The sequence below is a fragment of the Paraburkholderia sp. SOS3 genome (assembly GCF_001922345.1).
GTDB lineage: Bacteria > Pseudomonadota > Gammaproteobacteria > Burkholderiales > Burkholderiaceae > Paraburkholderia.
The window spans coordinates 3,670,533-3,689,865 of sequence record NZ_CP018811.1; the positions used below are offsets into that span (position 1 = coordinate 3,670,533).

The following is a 19,333-nucleotide window of genomic DNA, read 5'->3' on the forward strand; positions in this document are numbered from 1 at the left end:
CGGCGAAACGACGACAACGACGACGACGACAACGGCCCGCCGCCGCGCAGACGAACGCGCGACGCTCAAGCCGCGTTCATTCGGCCTCGCGCGCCGGCACAAGAATTTCGCGGTTGCCGTTCGACGACATCGCCGATACGAGCCCCGATTGCTCCATCTGTTCGAGCAGCCGCGCCGCACGGTTATAGCCGATGCGCAGATGCCGCTGCACGAGCGAAATGGACGCGCGGCGATTCTTGATGACGATTTCGACCGCCTGGTCGTAAAGAGGATCCGCTTCACCGCCGCCCGCGCCGCCGCCGGCGCCTTCGACCGAGCCTTCATCGCCTTCGCCCGACACGCCGCCTTCGAGAATGCCCTCGATATAGTTCGGCTCGCCCTGCTCCTTGAGCTTGTCGACGACACGATGCACTTCGTCGTCGGACACGAATGCGCCGTGCACGCGAACCGGCAGGCCGGTGCCCGGCGGCAGATAAAGCATGTCGCCCATGCCGAGCAGCGATTCGGCGCCCTGCTGGTCGAGAATCGTGCGCGAGTCGATTTTCGACGACACCTGGAACGCCATCCGCGTCGGCACGTTGGCCTTGATCAGGCCCGTGATCACGTCGACCGACGGACGCTGCGTCGCGAGGATCAAATGGATGCCGGCGGCCCGCGCCTTCTGCGCGATACGCGCGATCAGCTCTTCGACCTTCTTGCCGACCACCATCATGAGGTCGGCGAGTTCGTCGATGACGACGACGATATTCGGCAGCCGCGACAGCGGTTCCGGCTCGTCGGGCGTCAGGCTGAACGGATTCGGAATCTTTTCCTCGCGCTTCGTCGCCTCGTCGATCTTGTTGTTGTAGCCCGCGAGGTTGCGCACGCCGAGCTTGCTCATCAGCTTGTAGCGGCGCTCCATTTCGGCGACGGTCCAGTTGAGCGCGTGCCCCGCCTGGCGCATGTCGGTGACGACCGGACACAGCAGATGCGGAATGCCTTCGTAGACGCTCATTTCGAGCATCTTCGGGTCGATCAGGATCATGCGGACCTGGTCGGCGCTCGCCTTGTACAGCAGCGAAAGAATCATCGCGTTGATACCGACCGACTTGCCCGAGCCGGTCGTGCCGGCGACGAGCAGGTGCGGCATCTTCGCGAGATCGGCGCAGACCGGGTTGCCGCCGATGTCTTTACCGAGGCCCATGGTGAGCGGCGAGGCCGCGTCCGCATAGACGGCCGAGCCGAGAATTTCGGACAGACGCACCGTTTGGCGGCGCTGGTTCGGCAACTCGAGCGCCATGAAGTTCTTGCCCGGGATCGTCTCGACCACGCGGATCGACACGAGCGAAAGCGAGCGCGCGAGGTCTTTCGCGAGATTGACGATCTGGCTGCCCTTCACGCCCGTGGCAGGCTCGATTTCATAGCGCGTGACGACCGGTCCCGGATACGCGGCGACCACGCTGACGTCGACGCCGAAATCCTTGAGCTTCTTCTCGATCAGGCGCGACGTGAACTCGAGCGTGTCGGCCGAAATGGTTTCCTGGGTGGCCGGCGCCGGGTCGAGCAGCGCGATCGGCGGCAGCGTCGAATCGCCGGGCAGGTCGGTGAAGAGCGGCACCTGCCGTTCCTTTTCGACACGCGCGGACTTCTCGGGCGTCACGACGGGCGGCACGATCGTGACCGGCTCGTGCTCCTCGATCTTCACGCGGCTCTGCTCGACCTTGCCCTCGCGCTTCACCGCCGCGGCCTCGCCGGCCTTGCGGTCGCGCACCGCCTCGCGGCGCAGCTTCGCGAGCGTGACCGCGGAAATGATCGATTCGCCGACGCGCTCGGCCACCGAAAGCCACGAAAAGCGGAAATACAGCGACAGCCCGATCGCAAGCACGAGCAGCAGCGCCAGCGTGCCGCCGGTGAAGCCGAGCGCATGCGACACCGCGCGCGCCACCGCTTCGCCGACCACGCCGCCCGGCGCACGCGGCAGTTGCACCTTCAGCGACCACATGCGCATTGCTTCGATGCCGTCGCACGCGAGCAGCACGAGCACGAATGCGCCCGCTTCGGCGAGCCACGTGTGATCGCGCGGCGCGTCTTCGTCGACCGATTCGTTGCGGGTGATGCGGCGGTAGTTCGCCGAAATGCGCCGTGCGAGCAGTACGACCCACCAGTACGCAGACAGGCCGAACAGCAGCAGCAGGATGTCGGAAGTCCAGGCGCCGACGCGGCCGGCCCAGTTCGCGATACGGTCGACCTGCGCCGCATGCGTCCAGCTCGGATCGTGCCGGCTGTAGCTGACGAGAGCCATCAGCAGGAAGACGCCGAGCGCGACCTGCAGAATCCAGCGGATTTCGGTGAAGAGGCGCGACATGCGGTGCGGCAATGCCTGCGCGTTCGCGGAATAGGTAGCTTTTGCCATTGATCCTTAGCGTGTGCGACCGGCGCCGGGTTGCCGCGCTCAGGGCGTGCGCTCAGGGGCATGCGCGCGAGTCCTCGCTCGTCGAGTTCCCGCTTTGCCCTGTCAGGCCGCGTACTCGTGCGGCTCGGGCCGCCGGTCGTTGATCGAGGGCTATTGTAAACGCACTGCCCGGCGCGAGGCTGTAAGTGACGGTAACGGACAACACCTTGTAGCCGGTTTGCGCTGTTTTTACCCGCTTTGTGCCCGCTTTGTGTCGTTGCGCATCGCATTGCCGCACAAAACAGCGCTTTCGCAGGCCCGCGGCGCTATCGTCGCGATTGCAAAGCGCGATGAGGCGGGCAGACCTGGCGACCTTTATAATGCCGGTTTGGTTCCTATCTACTGCGCAACAGTGCTGATACCGGCCTTGCACCCGCGGGCCGAACGCTTCTTACGGATTTCGATCATGCCAGCATCCACGACAAAACATGCAAAGGTCCTGATTCTCGGTTCCGGCCCGGCCGGCTACACGGCGGCGGTCTATGCGGCGCGGGCCAATCTGTCGCCGGTGCTCGTCACGGGGCTCGCGCAGGGTGGCCAGTTGATGACCACGACCGACGTCGAGAACTGGCCGGCCGATCCGAACGGCGTGCAGGGTCCGGAGCTCATGCAGCGCTTCCTCGAACACGCGGAGCGCTTCAACACCGAGATCATCTTCGATCACATCCACACCGCGAAGCTCAATGAAAAGCCGATCCGGCTGATCGGCGATTCGGGCGAATACACGTGCGATGCGCTGATCATCGCGACGGGCGCGTCGGCGCAGTATCTGGGTCTGCCGTCCGAGGAGCTGTTCATGGGCCGCGGCGTGTCCGCGTGCGCGACGTGCGACGGGTTCTTCTACAAGCAGCAGCACGTGGCCGTGGTCGGCGGCGGCAACACGGCGGTCGAGGAAGCGCTGTACCTCGCCGGCATCGCGAACAAGGTCACCGTCATTCACCGCCGCGACAAGTTCCGCGCCGAGCCGATCCTGATCGACCGCCTGCTCGAGAAAGAGAAGGAAGGCGTCGTCGAGATCAAATGGAACCATGTGCTCGACGAGGTGAAGGGCAACGAAGGCGGCGTCAACGCTGTCCGCATCAAGCACGCGCAAACGGGCGAAACGACCGATATCGAACTGCAGGGCCTCTTCGTGGCGATCGGCCACAAGCCGAACACCGACATCTTCGAAGGGCAGCTCGATATGAAGAACGGCTACATCATCACGAAGTGCGGGCTGCAGGGCAACGCCACCGCGACGAGTGTGCCGGGCGTGTTCGCTGCCGGCGACGTGCAGGACCACGTCTATCGTCAGGCGATCACGAGCGCGGGCACCGGCTGCATGGCCGCGCTCGATGCGCAACGCTACCTCGAGAGCATTCACGAGTCGATCGGCGAACGCGCCATGAGCGCGGAAGCGGAACGGTAAAACACCGCTAGCGCCGATAGCACCGATACGAAGGGCCGCTGCCTCACCATGGGCAGCGGCCCTTCTCGTTAAAACGCCTGCGCGCCGGTCCTGAACACACTGACGACGCCGTTCATGCGCTCCGCCTGCTCGCGCAACGACGCCGCCGCGGCCGCCGCCTGCTCGACGAGCGCCGCATTCTGTTGCGTGACCGAATCCATTTGCGTCACCGCCTGCGTGACCTGTTCGATGCCGTCGCTCTGTTCCTCCGATGCCGCGGAAATCTCGACGGTGATCTCGGTCACGCGCCGCACTGCCTCGTTGATCTCGTCCATCGTCCTGCCCGCGCGGCCCACCAGTTGCGTGCCGTTGCCGACGCGTTCGACCGATTTGTCGATCAACGCCTTGATCTCTTTCGCCGCGGCCCCGCTGCGCTGCGCGAGCGTGCGCACCTCGCCGGCCACGACCGCGAAGCCGCGCCCATCCTCGCCTGCGCGCGCCGCTTCGACTGCCGCGTTCAGCGCGAGAATATTCGTCTGGAACGCGATGCCTTCGATCACGCCGATGATGTCGGCGATCTGCTGCGAGCTGCCGTTGATCTCGCCCATCGTCGACACGACCTGTGAAATCACGTCGCTGCCCGTCTGGGCGACGCTCGTCGCCTCGCGCGCGAGGTTCGTCGCCTGGCGCGCGTTCTCGGTGTTCTGACGCACGGTCGACGTCAGTTCGGTCATGCTCGAAGCGGTTTCGCCGAGCGACGCGGCCTGCTCCTCGGTCCGCTGCGACAGATCGATATTGCCGGCCGAAATCTGTTTGGTCGCCGTGGCGATCGACTGCGCGCTGTCTCGCACCGCGGTAATCGTCTCGGTAAGCCGCGTCTGCATCGTCTGCAGCCCTTCCATCAGGCGGCCCATTTCATCGCGCGAACGCACTTCGATGCGATGGCTCAGGTCGCCGTCGGCGATACGGCGGAACTGCAGCAACGCTTCGCCGAGCGGCCCCGCGATCGATTTTTGCAGCGTGTACCAGGCGAACACCGCCAACGCGAGCCCGACGGCAAGGCCCGCCGCCGCGATCACGAGAATCGCGTCGAAACGCTTTTGCGCGGCCTCGTAGAGCGCGCGCGCCTGGTCAGCCTGCATCGACTCGAGTTGCATGGTGCGGTCGGTCACCTCGTTGAAAGGCGCGGTCATCTTGTGCGAGATCAGATCGCTCAATGCGGCCGTATCGTGCCGATCGATCGCCGCGTAGACCTGCGCGACCGGTCCGGACATCGCTTCGGCACGCTTCGCTTCGACCTCGTCGCTCAGGCGCATCTCGTCGGCGGCCGCGGGCCGCGCGCGGTAGGTTTGCCAAGCCTTGTCGGCAATGTCGAACTGCTCTTTCGCGCGCTGCCGCAGATTGGCGACGTCCGGGCTATCGGGCTGCGCGGCGATGCGATCGAGCACGAGGCGTCCGCGTGCAACGTAGAAATCGTATTTGCCGAGTGCGATCGCCGACGCGAGCTGATCCGTATACAGCTCCTTCTGATCGTTGTTGCTCATTGCGATGCCGACGACGCCGAGGATTGCGCCGACGATCATCAGCAAGCCGAGAAATCCCATCGCAAGCGCGAGACGGATACGGATCGTGATATTTCTGAACATGAAAACCCTCAGGAAGAGAAAGCGCAACGAAAGGTCGCGCGCTACGGAACGAATCCGTTCTCTTCGGGTTTACGGCAGCGCGTTCACGATGTGTAGAACGATGTGACGACGGGTCATCACAGAATCGGCGAGTTCTTTGCGCCAGATCAAATTTGCATGCACGAATGCGGGCACGCGACGTCGTGCCTTTCGCTTCGGTCAACGCGATTTCGCGCAATGCCGGCGCCCGATGCGTCCCATGAGGCGCGTGCGATTCGACGGGAAGCATTCGTTCCTTGAAGTGTTGTGAAAGAGGCCGCGCTATCGTCGACACGATGTCCGGTCGAGGGCATAGGCGACGACGACGGCTGGCCCCTCGTCGTCGTTGTACCTGCAACTGTTTTGAGGAAAGGAGAATCTGATGAAAAACATCCGTCTCGCTGCTGTCTGCGCATCGGCGCTCGTATTCGTTTCGTTCGGCGCGCATGCGCAATCGTCAAGAGTGACGCGCGCCCAGGTCAATGCGGAACTCGCGCAACTGTCGGCCGCCGGCTATAACGGCGAAAAGGTGACCTATCCGGACCGTCTGCAAGCCACTGAACGCCGCATCGAAGCATCGGGCGCGGCGCAAATGAACAACGCCGCCGGCGGTTATGGCGGCGTCGCACCGGGCACTTCGGCTCAGTAACCCGACAGTCACTCGAGCACGCATCAACGCAACGTATCAACTCAACGCGACCACGCCGAGCAGCACCCGGCCGCACATAACAAGGCAGCAAACGCAATGCGCGCCATGCTGCCTTCGTCAATCCCAGCGCTCCCTGTTTCGCCGCGCCTCGCTGCGCGGGTGCCTGCGCTTGTAGCCGGTCAGCATGGCGGCGAGCAGATTCTCGCGTGTCCAGACGCTCATCACGATCACCGCGGCAATATGGACACACACGCAGACTTCGAGTGCGACCGCGAGCAGCGTGTGAATTTCCTCGGGCCAGTCTTCGCCCCAGAACGCATCGAGGCGCATCAGCCAGCCCGTCAATGCGAGCGCGACGACCAGCGCCCACATCATCAGCGCCATCAATGCGCCAAGCGGATTGTGCGACAGATGATGCGCGGGCCGGCCTGATGCCAGCGAGCGCAGATACGCCAGCAGGCGCGAACGGGCGGGCCACCACGCGGAGAAGCGCGCGTAACGCGTGCCGACCACGCCCCACACGATACGCGCACCGACCAATGCAGCCGCCGCATAGCCAAGCTTGCGGTGCAGCGGATCGGTCGGGCCGAACAGATTCCAGATCACGATGCCCGCGACGACCCAGTGCGTGATGCGCACCCACCAGTCCCAGACGCGGATTCGAGCAGTGTCGGACATCGCGGGCAGTCAGGAAAAGTTATCGCACACTCGAATTCGCCGGCTTCAATCGATCTCCGACTTCACGACGTCGAGCGTTTTCGTATCGAAGTAAATTTCCACCTTCCTGCCCTCCTTGTCGGTGCCGTAGATCTCGTAGCAGTGGCCGTCCACCTTGAACTTGCGGATCTTGTAGCCCTGCCCTTCGAGTTGCGCGCGCGCGTCGGACTCTTTCATCCATTCGTCTTTCGGATGCGCGGTGCAGTCCGCCTTCGCGAACGCGGCCCCCGAAAAACCGAGCGCCACGATCATCGTCACCAGCTTAAGCATTTGAAACCTCATTGTTAGTTTACCGAAAGAAGACTGTGCCATAAATGAGAACGGCTCTCAATAAGACTATTCAATAGTGGGTGAGGGATCTTTCTGACCATTTGAATTGTGTTAAGCGGGTTTTCCATAAGCGCGATTCCCGCTAAAATGTCGACACTTCCGCCGAAGTTGCGTCGCCATCCGCCCCCTCCCGCCGGTCTCGAGCAATGCATCGTTCGGCTAGCCCACGGCGCGACGCATGCTCGCCCAATCGTTTCCCATGACCGAAGATTCCAGGCACACCGCGTTGCTATGGATCGTCGCTACCGGCTTCTTCATGCAAGCGCTGGACACGACGATCGTCAACACCGCTTTACCGTCCATTGCCCACAGCCTGGGCGTCCCCGCACTCGCGATGCAGCCGATCGTCGTCGCGTACACACTTACGATGGCGCTGCTGACCCCGGCATCGGGCTGGCTCGCCGACCGGTTCGGCACGCGGCGCGTTTATTTCGTCGCAATCCTGCTGTTCGTGATCGGTTCGTTGTGCTGCTCGAGCGCGCATACGCTCGGCCAACTGATTCTCGCGCGCGTGCTGCAAGGCGTCGGGGGATCGATGCTGCTGCCGATCGGGCGCCTCGCCGTGCTGCGCACGATCACCGGCGAGCAATACGTATCGGCGCTTGCGCTGATCTCGGTGGCGGGTCAGGTCGGTCCGATTCTCGGCCCGACGCTCGGCGGCTGGTTCGTCGAAGCGTTTTCGTGGCACTGGATCTTCCTGATCAACGTGCCGATCGGCGCGGTCGGCGTGATCGCCGTGAACCGATACCTGCCCGACGGCACATCGCGCGACGCGCCGCCGTTCGATCTGATCGGCGGCGCGCTGCTGTCGCTGTGCATGGTCGCGTGCTCGCTCGCCATCGACGTGCCGATGCAGACGCATCGCGCCGCATGGTCGGCAGGGCTTTTCGTGCTGGGTCTCGCAGCGGCGCTCGTCTATATTCCCTATGCGCGGCGCGCGAAGAATCCGCTGTTCCGCCTCGGGCTTTTTCGCGAGCCGAACTTCAGCGTCGGGCTGATCGGCAATCTCGTATGCCGGATCGGTTCGAGCGCCGTGCCGTTTCTCGTGCCGTTGCTGCTGCAGCTGCAACTCGGCTATACGCCGCTGCATTCCGGGCTCATGATGCTGCCGTCCGCGCTCGCGGGCACGATCGCGAAACGCTGGATCGCGCCGCTGATCCGGCGCTACGGCTACGAAGCGTTCCTGCTCGTGAACACGCTGATCGTCGGCAGTTCGATCGTTGCGTTCGCACTCTTTTCCCGCGGCACGCCGATCGCGATCGAGATTGCCGTGCTGGCGATCTTCGGCGCAGCGAACTCGATGCAGTTCGCCGCGATGAACAGCGTGACGTTGAAGGGGCTGACGATCGCCGACGCGGGCAGCGGCAATAGCCTCTTTTCGATGGTGCAGATGCTCGCGATCGGCCTGGGCGTGTCGATCGGCGGCGGCCTCGTCAACCTGTTTACCGATCAGTGGGGCTCGGCCGCGCTCGGCTTCAGGCTCAGCTTCGCGTGCGTCGGCGCGATCACACTCGTGTCGGCACTTGTGTTCCGGCGCATCGACAACGAAACGGGGCGTCCTGTGCCGATCGCCACGCGCGCCGCGCCTCGCCAGGGCTGACGCGATCGCGAACGCCTAGCGCCCGCAGCGGTCCGCCGCGGTCGCGGGCCGCATCGCCTTCAGATCGAACTCCGCTTCTTTCGGCCCCTGCTGCGTGAGCGTGACCCAATGCAGCGCGGTAGGCGAGCGGACCAGCCCGATGCTGCCTGTCTCGCCCCACCTGACCGGTGAACGTTGCGTGCCGGCCAGTTCGATCGACGAAGCGCCGAGCTTCAGATCGAGCAGACGCCCGTCCTGAGCCGGCACATACGCATGATCGCCGGCCACGTCGATGCTCGACTCGCGCACCGACGCGGGCATGCACGCGAGCGTCGCGGACGTTGCACCCGTTTCGTCGATCAACTGCGCGAAGCCCTTGCCGTCGAAGCCCGTCGCCACCACGAGAAATCGATCGAGCGCCGGCACGTACGTGGCCGCATACGTGTAATAGCGCAAGCTCGGCGCCAGCACGCGTGCTTCGGTGAGCGAGCCGTCTTCGGGATCGAACACGGCCGACTTCAACCGCGCGTACGTTGCGCCCGGCACGAACTGCTGCCAGATCAGCAGTGCGTGCGTGGGCGACCCGGCGATCATCGGCCACCATTCGCGCACGCGCGGCGCAACGTCGACCGACTTCAGCAGCGTGCCGTCCTCATCGTAGGTTTTCAGATAAACGCCGTTGCCGGTGCCGAGATTGTCGACCCCGCCGCCGTCGATCCAATCGTCGGAGTAAAACACGACGAAGCGCGACCCGACCGCCGCCACATGGCCCGAATGGCCGCCCACTTTGACATCGACCGGATAGGCCTTCACGGCCTCGAGCGCGGACGTATACACGCCGTAACGCTGGTTCACTTCATTCGCCGTATTCCATCCGTCTTCGAAGCTGACGATCACGCGGCCCGTATCGTTCTGCGCGATCGACACCGGCTCCTGCGCTTCAGGACGACTGATGAAAATGCGCGGCGTCTCCAGATTGCGCTGCAGCGGCGACCAGCGCGCGACGTATACGTCATGCGTCCAGTTGCGGTCGCGCCCCGGCCCACGCGGCGGCAAACCCGAACTGCTGAAAAAGACCCACATGTTGCCGTTCCCGTCGCTCGCCGTACCGATGCCATGCATATACGAACGCGGATCGACGGCCGCCGGCCGCCCGCGGCTCGCGCCTTTGTTGCCCGCCATTGCTAGGGGAACACACAGACAGACGCCGAGCAGCGCGGCGGCGATTAGCATCTTTCGCATGTTCAGGATCACTCACTCCACCGTGACGGACTTCGCGAGATTGCGGGGCTTGTCGACATCGGTACCGCGCACGCACGCCGTGTGATATGCAAGCAGTTGCAACGGCACGACATGCAATATAGGCGACAGCGGCCCGTAGTGCGCGGGCAGCCGGATCACGTTGACGCCTTCCTCGCGGTCGATCGGCGCGTCTTCGTCGGCGAACGCGTAGAGCAGGCCGCCGCGCGCGCGCACCTCCTGGATATTCGACTTCAGCTTCTCGACGAGCGCATCGTTCGGCACGATCGTCACGATCGGCATCTCGTTCGTGACGATCGCAAGCGGCCCGTGCTTCAGTTCGCCAGCCGGATAGGCCTCCGCATGCACGTACGAGATCTCCTTCAGCTTCAGCGCACCTTCGAGCGCGATCGGATAATGGAGCCCGCGCCCGAGGAACAGCGCATGATCGCGACGCGCAAACTCTTCGGCCCAGCGCTCGATCTGCGGTTCGAGCGCGAGCACGCTGTTGACCGCAGCCGGCAGATGATGCAGTTGCTCGAGCCAGCGCGTCTCGTGTTCGGCATCGGCGATACCGCGCTGTTTCGAAAACGTCGCGGCGAGCATGAACAACGCGACCAGTTGCGTCGTAAATGCCTTCGTCGACGCGACACCGATCTCGGGCCCGGCGCCGGTCAGATACTGCAGTTCGGTCAGGCGCATCATCGAGCTGTGCGCGACGTTGCAGATTGCCAGCGAATGCTTGTGGCCAAGCTGCTGTGCATGTTTGAGCGCGGCGAGCGTATCGGCGGTCTCGCCCGACTGCGACACGACGACCACGAGCGCGCGCGGATTCACGACGCTGTCGCGATAGCGGTATTCGCTTGCCACTTCGACCTGCGTCGGCAGGCCCGCCAGCGACTCGAACCAGTACTTCGCCGTCAGCGCCGAGTAGTAGCTCGTTCCGCACGCGAGAATCAGCAGCGAATCGACCTGCTCGAACACACGCTGCGCGTTGGCGCCGAATAGCGCCGGCGTCAATGCATTGACACGCTCGGTCGCATCGGCGAGCACCGACGGCTGCTCGAAAATCTCTTTCTGCATGTAGTGCCGGTATGGCCCGAGTTCGGTGGTGAAATGGCTCGCGCGCTGCGTCTGCACTTCGCGGCGCACCACTTCGCCGCCGCAGTCGACGATTTTCACCGCTTCGCACGTGAGCACCGCGACGTCGCCCTCCTCGAGATAGACGAAGCGGTCCGCGGTGCCGGCGAGCGCCATCGGGTCCGACGCGAGATAGTTGCCGCGGTCGGTCAGACCGACGACGAGCGGCGAGCCCACGCGCGCGCCGATCACGAGACCCGGGTCGCTCTTCGCGAACACGGCGATTGCATAGGCGCCGCGCAGCCTGCGCAGCGAGCGCCGCACGGCGACGAGCAGGTCGCGCGTCGGATCCTGCTTGCGCGTGTGATGAATCAGATGCGCGATCACCTCGGTATCGGTCTCCGAGTCGAACGCGTAGCCGAGCGTCTTCAGTTCCTTGCGCAGCGCGTCGTGGTTCTCGATGATGCCGTTATGCACGAGCACGATTTCGCCGCACGAGAAGATCGGATGCGCATTGTCGGTGACCGGCGCGCCATGCGTCGCCCAGCGCGTATGCGCCACGCCGATCGTGCCGGACAGGCCTGCGTAATCGATCTGCTCCGAAAGGTTCGCGACGCGCTCGACGCTGCGCACGCGGCGCGGCACGCCATGCTGCAACACGGCGACGCCGCACGAGTCGTAGCCCCGGTATTCGAGGCGCCGCAGCCCTTCGGTCAGCACCGGCACGACATCACGCCTCGCCACTGCTCCCACTATCCCGCACATAGTGTTTTCTCCCTCTTATGATCACGCGGTTTGCCGCGCGTATTCAGGCATCGAGACGACATGGGAAATCATCCCGTCGTCATCGTGATAGGCGACGAGGCAGCGGCCCGCCGCGAGCGTGACCGGCAACTCCGGTTGCAGCGGCGCCGCAGCCGCGTCCGCTGCGCGCGCGCCGTCGTGCATGCGGCGCAGACGCCCCGTATGAAACAGATCGATCTGGCGCGCGATGGTCCAGACGATCATCGTCGCGCTGACCGCCGCCACGCCGACGATGACCGGCACGAACGCTTCGAGCGACACTTCCTCGGGTGTCGCATGCTCGAGACACCAGCGGATATAGCGGACCGCGAGAAACCAGATGCCGAACACGAGCAGCGGACGCACCACGCGATACCACGCGACGAACTGCCACGCGCGGCTACGCGTGCACTGCGTTTCGAACTCTGCGACCGACTGCTTCGATACGTCGATAATCGGGAAAGTCATGATTGGCCTCCATGTGGGGGGTTAGCTGCTTTGATCGACTTCGAGCGCATTGCTGTACGACGTGTGTGCCGCGAGTTCCGGCGCGGCGCTGCCGGCGGCGAGCGCAGTGCCCGCACGAATTCCGCGATCGGGGCTGACCCAGCGCGCGCGCTTGCGCCGCTTCATCGCGACGCTCGGCAGGGCAATCACCGACGCGATCATGCTGATCGCCCAGAACGCGGCCGGATACCACACGGTGTCCGCGAAATAGCGCATGAGATTGCTGTCGTAGCGGCGATCGATGAGGCAGCCGATCAGAATCTGCAGACAGCAGGTGAGGAACAGCAAAATGCCGGTGCCGCGCGGCACGAAGCCGAAGCGCCACGCTTCAGGCATCGGCAGCAGCGCGTTGCAGGCCATGATCGCGAGCGTAAACAGCATGCAGTACGCCCACACGATACTGACCGCATACTCGGCGAAGATCGGCCACATCATCAGATTGCGGCGCGAAAGCACTTCACCTGCGTACTTGAACAGCACCTGAATGCCGCCCTTTGCCCAGCGCAGCCGCTGCCGGTATAGCCCGCGGAACGTCTCGGGCATCAGGATCCAGCTCAGCGCGCGCGACTCGAAGTGGATCAGCCAGCCGCTCACCTGCAGCTTCCAGCTGATATCGATGTCCTCGGTCAGCATGTCCGAGCTCCAGTAGCCGACTTCCTGCAGCGCGCGCTTGCGGAACATCGAGACGACGCCGGACACCGTCAGCAGGCGGCCGTACATGTGCTGCGTACGCTTGATGAGGCCGACGATCGACGAGAATTCGCCCACCTGCATGCGGCCGAGCAGCGACGAACGCGTGCGGATCCGCGGGTTGCCGGTCACGGCGCCCACCGATGCGTTATCGAGGAAATGGCGCAGCATCCAGCCGATCGCTTCCTCGTCGAGCAGCGAGTCGCCGTCGATACACATCAGATACTCTGCATCGCTGAGCATCGCCGCCGTGGTAAGACCGATCGCCTTGCCCTCGTTCTGATGCTGATGCACGACGACGAGCTTCGGATAGACGTTGACGAGCTCGTTCAGGATCGCACCGGTCTCGTCGCGGCTGCCGTCGTTGATCGCGATAATGTCGTAGTTCGGATAGTTGAGCCTGTCGAGGCTCGCGATCACCTCGCGCACGTTGTCGGCCTCGTTGTAGCAAGGCACGACCACCGACACCTTCGGATAGCTCGTGAGCGCCGGCGCGGCCAGCTTGCCGCCGTCCTTGCGTTCGACGAGCAGGTAATGCAGCAGGCCTCCGACCATCCACAGATACGCCATCAGCAGCGGATAGTAGAAGACGAAGTTCGAAATCAGGTCCATCGCGTTTTTCATTGTTTTCCCCTGTTTGCCGGGCCGGCCCGCGGGGCCGGTCGCGAAGACCGGCCCCGCGGACGCGTAGGGTCAGCCCAGCATCCCCTGGTTCGAGCGCAACGTGCTTTGCACCGACATCACATCGCGCAGCATCGTGGTATCCGGCTGGTTTGCGATGAAGTTGTCGGGCCCGTAACCGAGATGCACGACGCCCGCCGCATTGAGCCGTTTCATTTGCGCGCGCAGCAGGTTCGATGCAATCGGCTGCTGCGTCGCCGGGTCGACAGCCGGCAACTCGAACACCGTCTTGGTCCCGGCTTTCGGGTGCGCGAGCACCGTCTTCGTCAGCGAATCGAGCCAGCTGTTCGTCGCGCGCGCTTCGCGGCCGGCCACGGCGCCCGCTGCGCGGGTTGCAGCCTGATCGGGAAAGGCGGCCAGCGCGACGAAGTCGTAGTTCGTGACGAACACGTCGAGGTTCTGCGCGAAATGGCGTTCGGCATCGTCGTCGAATACGGCTTCGGCCGACAGCGCGCGCACGGTCAGCACGTTGCCGCCGCCCTGGTACGCGCGCACGCGCTGCGCAAGCTCCTGCGTGAAGGCGGTCAGATACATCGTCTTGGCGCTCGCCCAGTGACGCATGAGGCTGTCGGACGCATGAATGCGCGCGATATCGCGCGGCAGGCCCCACGTCGCATAGGTGTCGGTCGCAGCGAGGCTCACGTCTTCGTATTCGTTGAGCGTCGCGTCCTCGCCGAATACGACGCCGTTGAAGCTCGCATAGCGCGTGAGGTCGTCGTAGATGTCGACGATCGTCGCGCGCGCGGTTTCGTCGAACGGACTCAGGCGCTGCACGCGCGCATTGCCCATCGCGTTTTCAACGACGCGCCCGGCAGCCGGATGGCCCGCCGGCAACTGGAACGCGAGCAGCGGCATGCGTGCGTAGACCTGCACGCCCGCACGCGTGATCAGCTGCCACGCGACGCGATTGAACAGGTCCGCGCGCATCGGCATATGGCGGCTCGGGAAATACACGGCGCGTGCCACACCGGTGCCGTCCGGATCCGAATACGCTTTCAGATAGACCGATTTCGGTTCGAGATCCTTGATGCGGTCGAGCAGCCGGCCGAGCTTGTCCTCGCTCTTCGCCGGGTCCGGGTCGTACAGCTCGTCGAGCGACACGTTGACGACGCGCTCGACCGGATTCTTTTCGCCGCGATACGCGCGCGCCACGCGCATCTGGCCAATCAGCGTGCCGACGTCCCAATCGTACGAAACAAGCAGGCGGCGCACTTTCGTGAGCGGCACGTCCGGCGTATTCGGGCCGTCGTCGAGCGTGAAGTGCACGCCCATGCCGAGCGCCTGCGACGCTTCGATCAGCGTCTGGTTGTACATGCCGTACGGCCACACGGCGGAACGCACCTTGACGCCGGTCTTCGCCTGGATCAGCCCGACGCTGTGCTCGAGATCTCCGTGAATGCGCGCGCGATATTCGTCGTCGGTTTCGTAGCGCTGCAGTTCCGGGTAGTACAGGTGCGCGCTCGCCGCCGGCAGCTCATTGCCTTGCGGGTTCGCCAGCGCGCCGTGATGCATGTCGTGCGTGTGCGACGCCACTTCGACGAGACCCGAGTCGGCCATTTCGCGCAGGTTGTCCCAGCTCATGAAGTAGCCGGGCTCCATCACCGACTTGTGGCTGATGCGCACGGGTTCTCCCGCCGGCGTATCGGTCCAGCGCGTGACCACGCCGATCAGCGCCGGATAGTTGTACTGCTTGAGCAACGGGAACGCGCGCGTGTACTGGCTCCTGTACGCGTCGTCGAAGCTGAGCAATACGGCACGCGGCGGCAGACGCGGACCGCCGTTGCGCGACGCGAGAATCTGATCGACGCTCACGGGGTGGAAGTCATTGCCCTTGAGCCACGCGAACAGCATGTTCAGCGTGGCCGTGCTGATCGCGCAGGTATCGGCCACCGAGCCGATGTCGGCATGCAGGTCGTCGCGTATGTCATGAATCGCGAGCACGCGGAAGGTCAGACCGTCGTCGGCATCGGGCTGCGGCAACAGATCGAGGTTGAAGCGCGACTGCGCCGCCTGGGCGGCGGGCACGGCCGACAGCGCGGCGGCGAAAGCGAGAAAGCGTCTGCGATTGAGCTTGTCCATGATGGCTCACAAGGGAATGTTGAGGTTCAGGTAGATCAGCTTGCTGGTTTCGCGGGTACGGTCCATCCGCTGGCTTGCCACCCCGATTCCGTAGGCGAGCGTGGCTTGCGTGCCGAGCTGCCATGCCTGCTCGAGACGCACTTCCCATAACGCGCTGTCGCCGACGTTGCTCTGCCGGTATCCGCCGAAGGTCGCGTACACGCGTTGCGCAAACGACTTGTCCGCGTTGCGCCACGGCGTCCACTGGTACATCGCGGTGAGCTGAGCGGTGTAATCGCGCGGCGGACTGAAATAGACGGTGTTGGTCACCGTGTTGCTGCTCGTGTTGAACTCGACCCAGGTCGAAATCTGATGACTCGGCGTATTGAGGAACCGCTCGTACCAGATCGCCGCCCACTGCTGGTTCAGGTTCGTATCGCTGTAGCGGCCGACGCCATACGCGAGATCGAAGTAGCGGCGGTCGTCGACCGAATAGCGCGCGCTCGCGCCGAGCGTGCGGCCCGTGATGCCGGCCTGATACGCTTTCCACGGCAAACCGTTGCTGTTCGTATCGAAGCCCGCCTGGAAATGCCAGTGGTCGTCGAGCGCGTAACCGAACGTGCCCGCGGCGCCCGTGTACGAGTTGCCGCCCGTCGAGTGGTCGACCTCCGCTGCCGCATCGATGCCGTTCAGCCGAAAATCGGCGCCGATGCCGTTACGCACGCGGCTCACGCTGTCGCCGTCGCCGGTATCCGCGCGGCCGCTGAACTGATGCGCGAACACGCGCCAGTACTTCGCGATGGGCTGCGAATACAGTTGCGTGTCGACGCCCCAGTCGTTGTCGGCGATCACCGAGTTGCCCTTCTGCCCGTTCGCCGCGACGATCAGCTGAGGGCTCTTGTAGGCCTCGTAATCGCGCTGGAATTTCTTGACCGTGTTGTTGTCGGGGAACTGGTCGGCGAACGTCGCATTGACCTCGGCCGCGCGGTCGTACTGGTTCAGTTGCAACGCGGTCTCGCCGAGACCGGCGAGCGTCTCGATGTCGCCGGGGTGGTCGACGAGCGTGCCCGCATAAAGCCTTTCGGCTTCGCGCGGCCGCTGCTGAACGAGCGACGCGTCGGAACGCGCGCTGATCAGCGCGGGATCGAACGGCGCTTCGTGACGCAGCGTGTCGAGCGCCTCGACGCCTTCGCGCGTGCGGTCCGTATACAACAGGTACTGTGCCTGCAGCTTTTTCACGCGGCCATAGTCTTCGCTGATGTCTTCCGGGTGCTCGGAGAGATCGGCGCGAATCGGCGTGCTCGCGGAAATCTGCTTCAGCAGTTGCTGCGCGTTGTCGTAGCGGCCCGAATCGAGGTAGGCAAAGAAAAGCCCTTCCTGCACGTCGATGCGCTTCAACACATGCGGCTCGACCGATGGCGTGAGCGGGTCGACCGGCGTTTGCAGCGCGCGTTCGTAAGCGGGTGCCGCGCGCCGCGGTTTGTCGAGATACGTGTACGCGTCGCCGGCGGCCGCATAGGTGCGCGCGGGCAGCGGCTCCTTCGAGATCGTCAGCTGTTCGTAGAGCGCGGTGGCTTCCTTCATGCGGCCGCCCCCCTGCAATGCGCCAACGCGCTCGGCAAGCACTTCGCGGCGGACTTCGGCGTAGTCGTCGCCCTCGGGAATGCGCGCGAGCATGTCGTCGATATGAGCCAGGGCCGACTTCATCTGGGAAAGCCGGTCGGGGTCGTCGCTTGCGATTGCCTGCTGCCGGCCCCAATGCACTTCGGTCACCACGACAAGCGATTCGATCTGCAACAGGTCCTTCTGCGAAAACGCATCGGGACGCTTGCGCGCCTGTTCTAGCGCGACCTGCGGCGAGCCGCCGCCCGCCAGTTCGAATACCTGTCTGCGAATCTGGTCGCGTTCGGTCATGATCTGGCCTTCTGCGACATTCCCCGGTGAATCCGCTGCGGCACTGGGCTGCGCGGCGCAGTAGTCGCGCGCGAGCAGCGCCAGCAGCAAGGCAGTCGCCTTGACTGCGGCGCGCATGCGTCGGCTAGAGCGTCTGTTTTTCATGGTTCCTCGCTTGTCGGAGCCGCGCTCCAGACAAAAGAACCCCCCGTGCCATATTTGGCACGACTGAAAAACATCGGGGAATTCCTGGTCTCGCGTGCGGCGTTTATGTACAGCGCTACCCGGTGTCTCTTCGAACGCAATACCTCGGCTAGCGCGGCCACGCCATAAGCGAGGTCTGTGCCAGAGCAATGCAGACCTTTTACCGACAAGGGAAACGTTGCAGACCATCGACGTGCTTCGTGAGCATGCCGAAGAAATGTTTCATCGGTGAAAGTACGCCAGCGCACACAGCGCAATGACCGGCCCGGCCGCACGCGTTCCTGCAAGAGGATTTGCGCGGGGGAAACCGCGCACACATTGAACGTCGCTTGCGCGCACGACCGGCCGCAAAAAGCGTTTCATGAATGAACAGGCCGTTGAAAAGCGGGTCGGATTCGTCAGCGGATACGAAGCGGGTTGCACCGGCAAACCCGCACATTCGCGCATGAATGATTTGCTGAATTCGTTTCAGGTCAGGAAACAATGACCGGTGCCGCGCTAAAACGCAAATAAAACACTTTCGAGAACGGACTTTCGCGGTATGCAATACGCGTGGCCCCAATTTCCCCGCATGCAACGCCAAACGTTCGCTCGCGCACAGAACGGGCAGGCGTCGAAAGCTTAATGTCTCGCTCGCGAAGTCGAATTGTTGTGTTGCACCGCGCATGGCCAGCGCGATGCGACGCAGCCGGGTGCCTCTAATTTTTCGCTCATTCTCCGCGCCGATCATGCAGGTCATGGCTTCGGGTAACCGTTTCGGGTCACCCCGCGGTTAGCCCCGCGGTTAGCCCCGCGGTTAGCCCCTCGGTTAGCCCCTGGGTTAGTTCTTCGGGCAAGCCTGAGATATCGCCAGAAATCCTGCGGCACGACATGAAAGCGAGGCACCCAAATGTACAAGCACATTCTCGTAGCAGTCGGAACCCGTTCCGATTCGATCACGCTGGAAGCAGCAATCCGGCTCGCGCACGAAACCGGCGCGCGAGTCACCGCACTGCATGTCGTCGATCCGGTACCGCCGTATGCGGGCGCCGAGACCTGCGACTTCGGCGCGGTGTTCGAAGCATTGGACGCCTACGGGCATGCAGTCGAAGCGCGCTGCCTCGAGGCGATTCATCGGTCCGGCTGCGCAGGCGATGCGCGCTCGATCGTGCTGCCGATGAGCGGCGTCACGGTGGGCCGCGCGATTGCCGAACACGCGCGCGAGATCGGCGCGGATCTGCTTGTCGTCGGTAACCGGAGGGCGTCTTTGCTGAGCTTCTTGCGCGAGAACCTGTATAAGGAACTGCGGCGCCAGACGGATACGCCGGTGCTCGTCGCGACCGATGCGCTGCCGGCCGCAGCGGGCCGCGCGCTCGCGCTGCGGCCGCGTTATGCGCGCACGGTTTGATGTGTCCGAGGTTCGCCGCAGCGGCGCGCGGTAACGGCCGCGCCTGCCGGCTGG

Annotated in this window: 15 protein-coding genes; 4 read left to right on the forward strand and 11 right to left on the reverse strand. The window is 64.1% G+C overall.

Annotated features, from left to right (window positions below):
- Nucleotides 1–76 precede the first annotated feature (76 nt).
- Entirely contained in the window at nt 77–2,392 is a 2,316-nt protein-coding gene (locus BTO02_RS16415; RefSeq protein WP_075157922.1) for a DNA translocase FtsK, read from the reverse strand.
- A 445-nt stretch (nt 2,393–2,837) separates the two neighbouring features.
- Between BTO02_RS16415 and trxB the strand changes: the two genes are divergently transcribed.
- Nucleotides 2,838–3,839 carry a thioredoxin-disulfide reductase gene (gene trxB, locus BTO02_RS16420; RefSeq protein ID WP_075158934.1) on the forward strand — a complete coding sequence of 334 codons (1,002 nt, stop codon included), beginning with the start codon at nt 2,838–2,840 and terminating at the stop codon, nt 3,837–3,839.
- Nucleotides 3,840–3,907: 68 nt separating this feature from the next.
- Here trxB and BTO02_RS16425 read toward each other — a convergent pair whose 3' ends face one another.
- Nucleotides 3,908–5,464 (reverse strand): methyl-accepting chemotaxis protein, encoded by a 1,557-nt coding sequence (locus BTO02_RS16425; protein ID WP_075157923.1) that lies wholly within the window; start codon nt 5,462–5,464, stop codon nt 3,908–3,910.
- Between the two features lie 400 nt (nt 5,465–5,864).
- Between BTO02_RS16425 and BTO02_RS16430 the strand changes: the two genes are divergently transcribed.
- Complete coding sequence (locus BTO02_RS16430; protein WP_075157924.1) at nt 5,865–6,131, forward strand: DUF4148 domain-containing protein; 267 nt, start codon at nt 5,865–5,867, stop codon at nt 6,129–6,131.
- A 117-nt stretch (nt 6,132–6,248) separates the two neighbouring features.
- On the opposite strand, the gene BTO02_RS16435 is transcribed toward BTO02_RS16430, so the two are convergent.
- A complete protein-coding gene (locus BTO02_RS16435) occupies nt 6,249–6,809 on the reverse strand; it encodes a cytochrome b/b6 domain-containing protein (protein ID WP_075157925.1) in 561 nt (186 codons plus the stop codon).
- 45 nt (nt 6,810–6,854) lie between these two features.
- Complete coding sequence (locus BTO02_RS16440; protein WP_075157926.1) at nt 6,855–7,118, reverse strand: PepSY domain-containing protein; 264 nt, start codon at nt 7,116–7,118, stop codon at nt 6,855–6,857.
- A gap of 259 nt (nt 7,119–7,377) precedes the next feature.
- Between BTO02_RS16440 and mdtD the strand changes: the two genes are divergently transcribed.
- A complete protein-coding gene (gene mdtD, locus BTO02_RS16445; RefSeq protein ID WP_075158935.1) occupies nt 7,378–8,778 on the forward strand; it encodes a multidrug transporter subunit MdtD in 1,401 nt (466 codons plus the stop codon).
- A gap of 15 nt (nt 8,779–8,793) precedes the next feature.
- Here mdtD and BTO02_RS16450 read toward each other — a convergent pair whose 3' ends face one another.
- From BTO02_RS16450 to BTO02_RS34345, 7 genes are all read right to left on the reverse strand, one after another.
- Nucleotides 8,794–9,999, reverse strand: a complete 1,206-nt coding sequence (locus BTO02_RS16450) for a hypothetical protein (protein WP_075158936.1) — start codon at nt 9,997–9,999, stop codon at nt 8,794–8,796.
- Between the two features lie 12 nt (nt 10,000–10,011).
- The gene (glmS, locus tag BTO02_RS16455) at nt 10,012–11,841 is read right to left on the reverse strand and encodes a glutamine--fructose-6-phosphate transaminase (isomerizing) (RefSeq protein WP_075157927.1); all 1,830 of its coding nucleotides are present in this window, start codon (nt 11,839–11,841) and stop codon (nt 10,012–10,014) included.
- 21 nt (nt 11,842–11,862) lie between these two features.
- A complete protein-coding gene (locus BTO02_RS16460; protein WP_075157928.1) occupies nt 11,863–12,327 on the reverse strand; it encodes a hypothetical protein in 465 nt (154 codons plus the stop codon).
- A 21-nt stretch (nt 12,328–12,348) separates the two neighbouring features.
- Nucleotides 12,349–13,680, reverse strand: a complete 1,332-nt coding sequence (pgaC, locus tag BTO02_RS16465) for a poly-beta-1,6-N-acetyl-D-glucosamine synthase (RefSeq protein ID WP_075157929.1) — start codon at nt 13,678–13,680, stop codon at nt 12,349–12,351.
- A 69-nt stretch (nt 13,681–13,749) separates the two neighbouring features.
- Complete coding sequence (gene pgaB, locus BTO02_RS16470; protein WP_075157930.1) at nt 13,750–15,816, reverse strand: poly-beta-1,6-N-acetyl-D-glucosamine N-deacetylase PgaB; 2,067 nt, start codon at nt 15,814–15,816, stop codon at nt 13,750–13,752.
- A 6-nt stretch (nt 15,817–15,822) separates the two neighbouring features.
- Nucleotides 15,823–17,853, reverse strand: a complete 2,031-nt coding sequence (gene pgaA / locus BTO02_RS16475) for a poly-beta-1,6 N-acetyl-D-glucosamine export porin PgaA (protein ID WP_075157931.1) — start codon at nt 17,851–17,853, stop codon at nt 15,823–15,825.
- A gap of 199 nt (nt 17,854–18,052) precedes the next feature.
- Complete coding sequence (locus BTO02_RS34345) at nt 18,053–18,631, reverse strand: hypothetical protein (protein WP_156883843.1); 579 nt, start codon at nt 18,629–18,631, stop codon at nt 18,053–18,055.
- Nucleotides 18,632–18,781: 150 nt separating this feature from the next.
- Between BTO02_RS34345 and BTO02_RS16485 the strand changes: the two genes are divergently transcribed.
- Nucleotides 18,782–19,279, forward strand: coding sequence for a universal stress protein (locus tag BTO02_RS16485; protein WP_075157933.1), 498 nt, complete (start codon nt 18,782–18,784; stop codon nt 19,277–19,279).
- Nucleotides 19,280–19,333 lie beyond the last annotated feature (54 nt).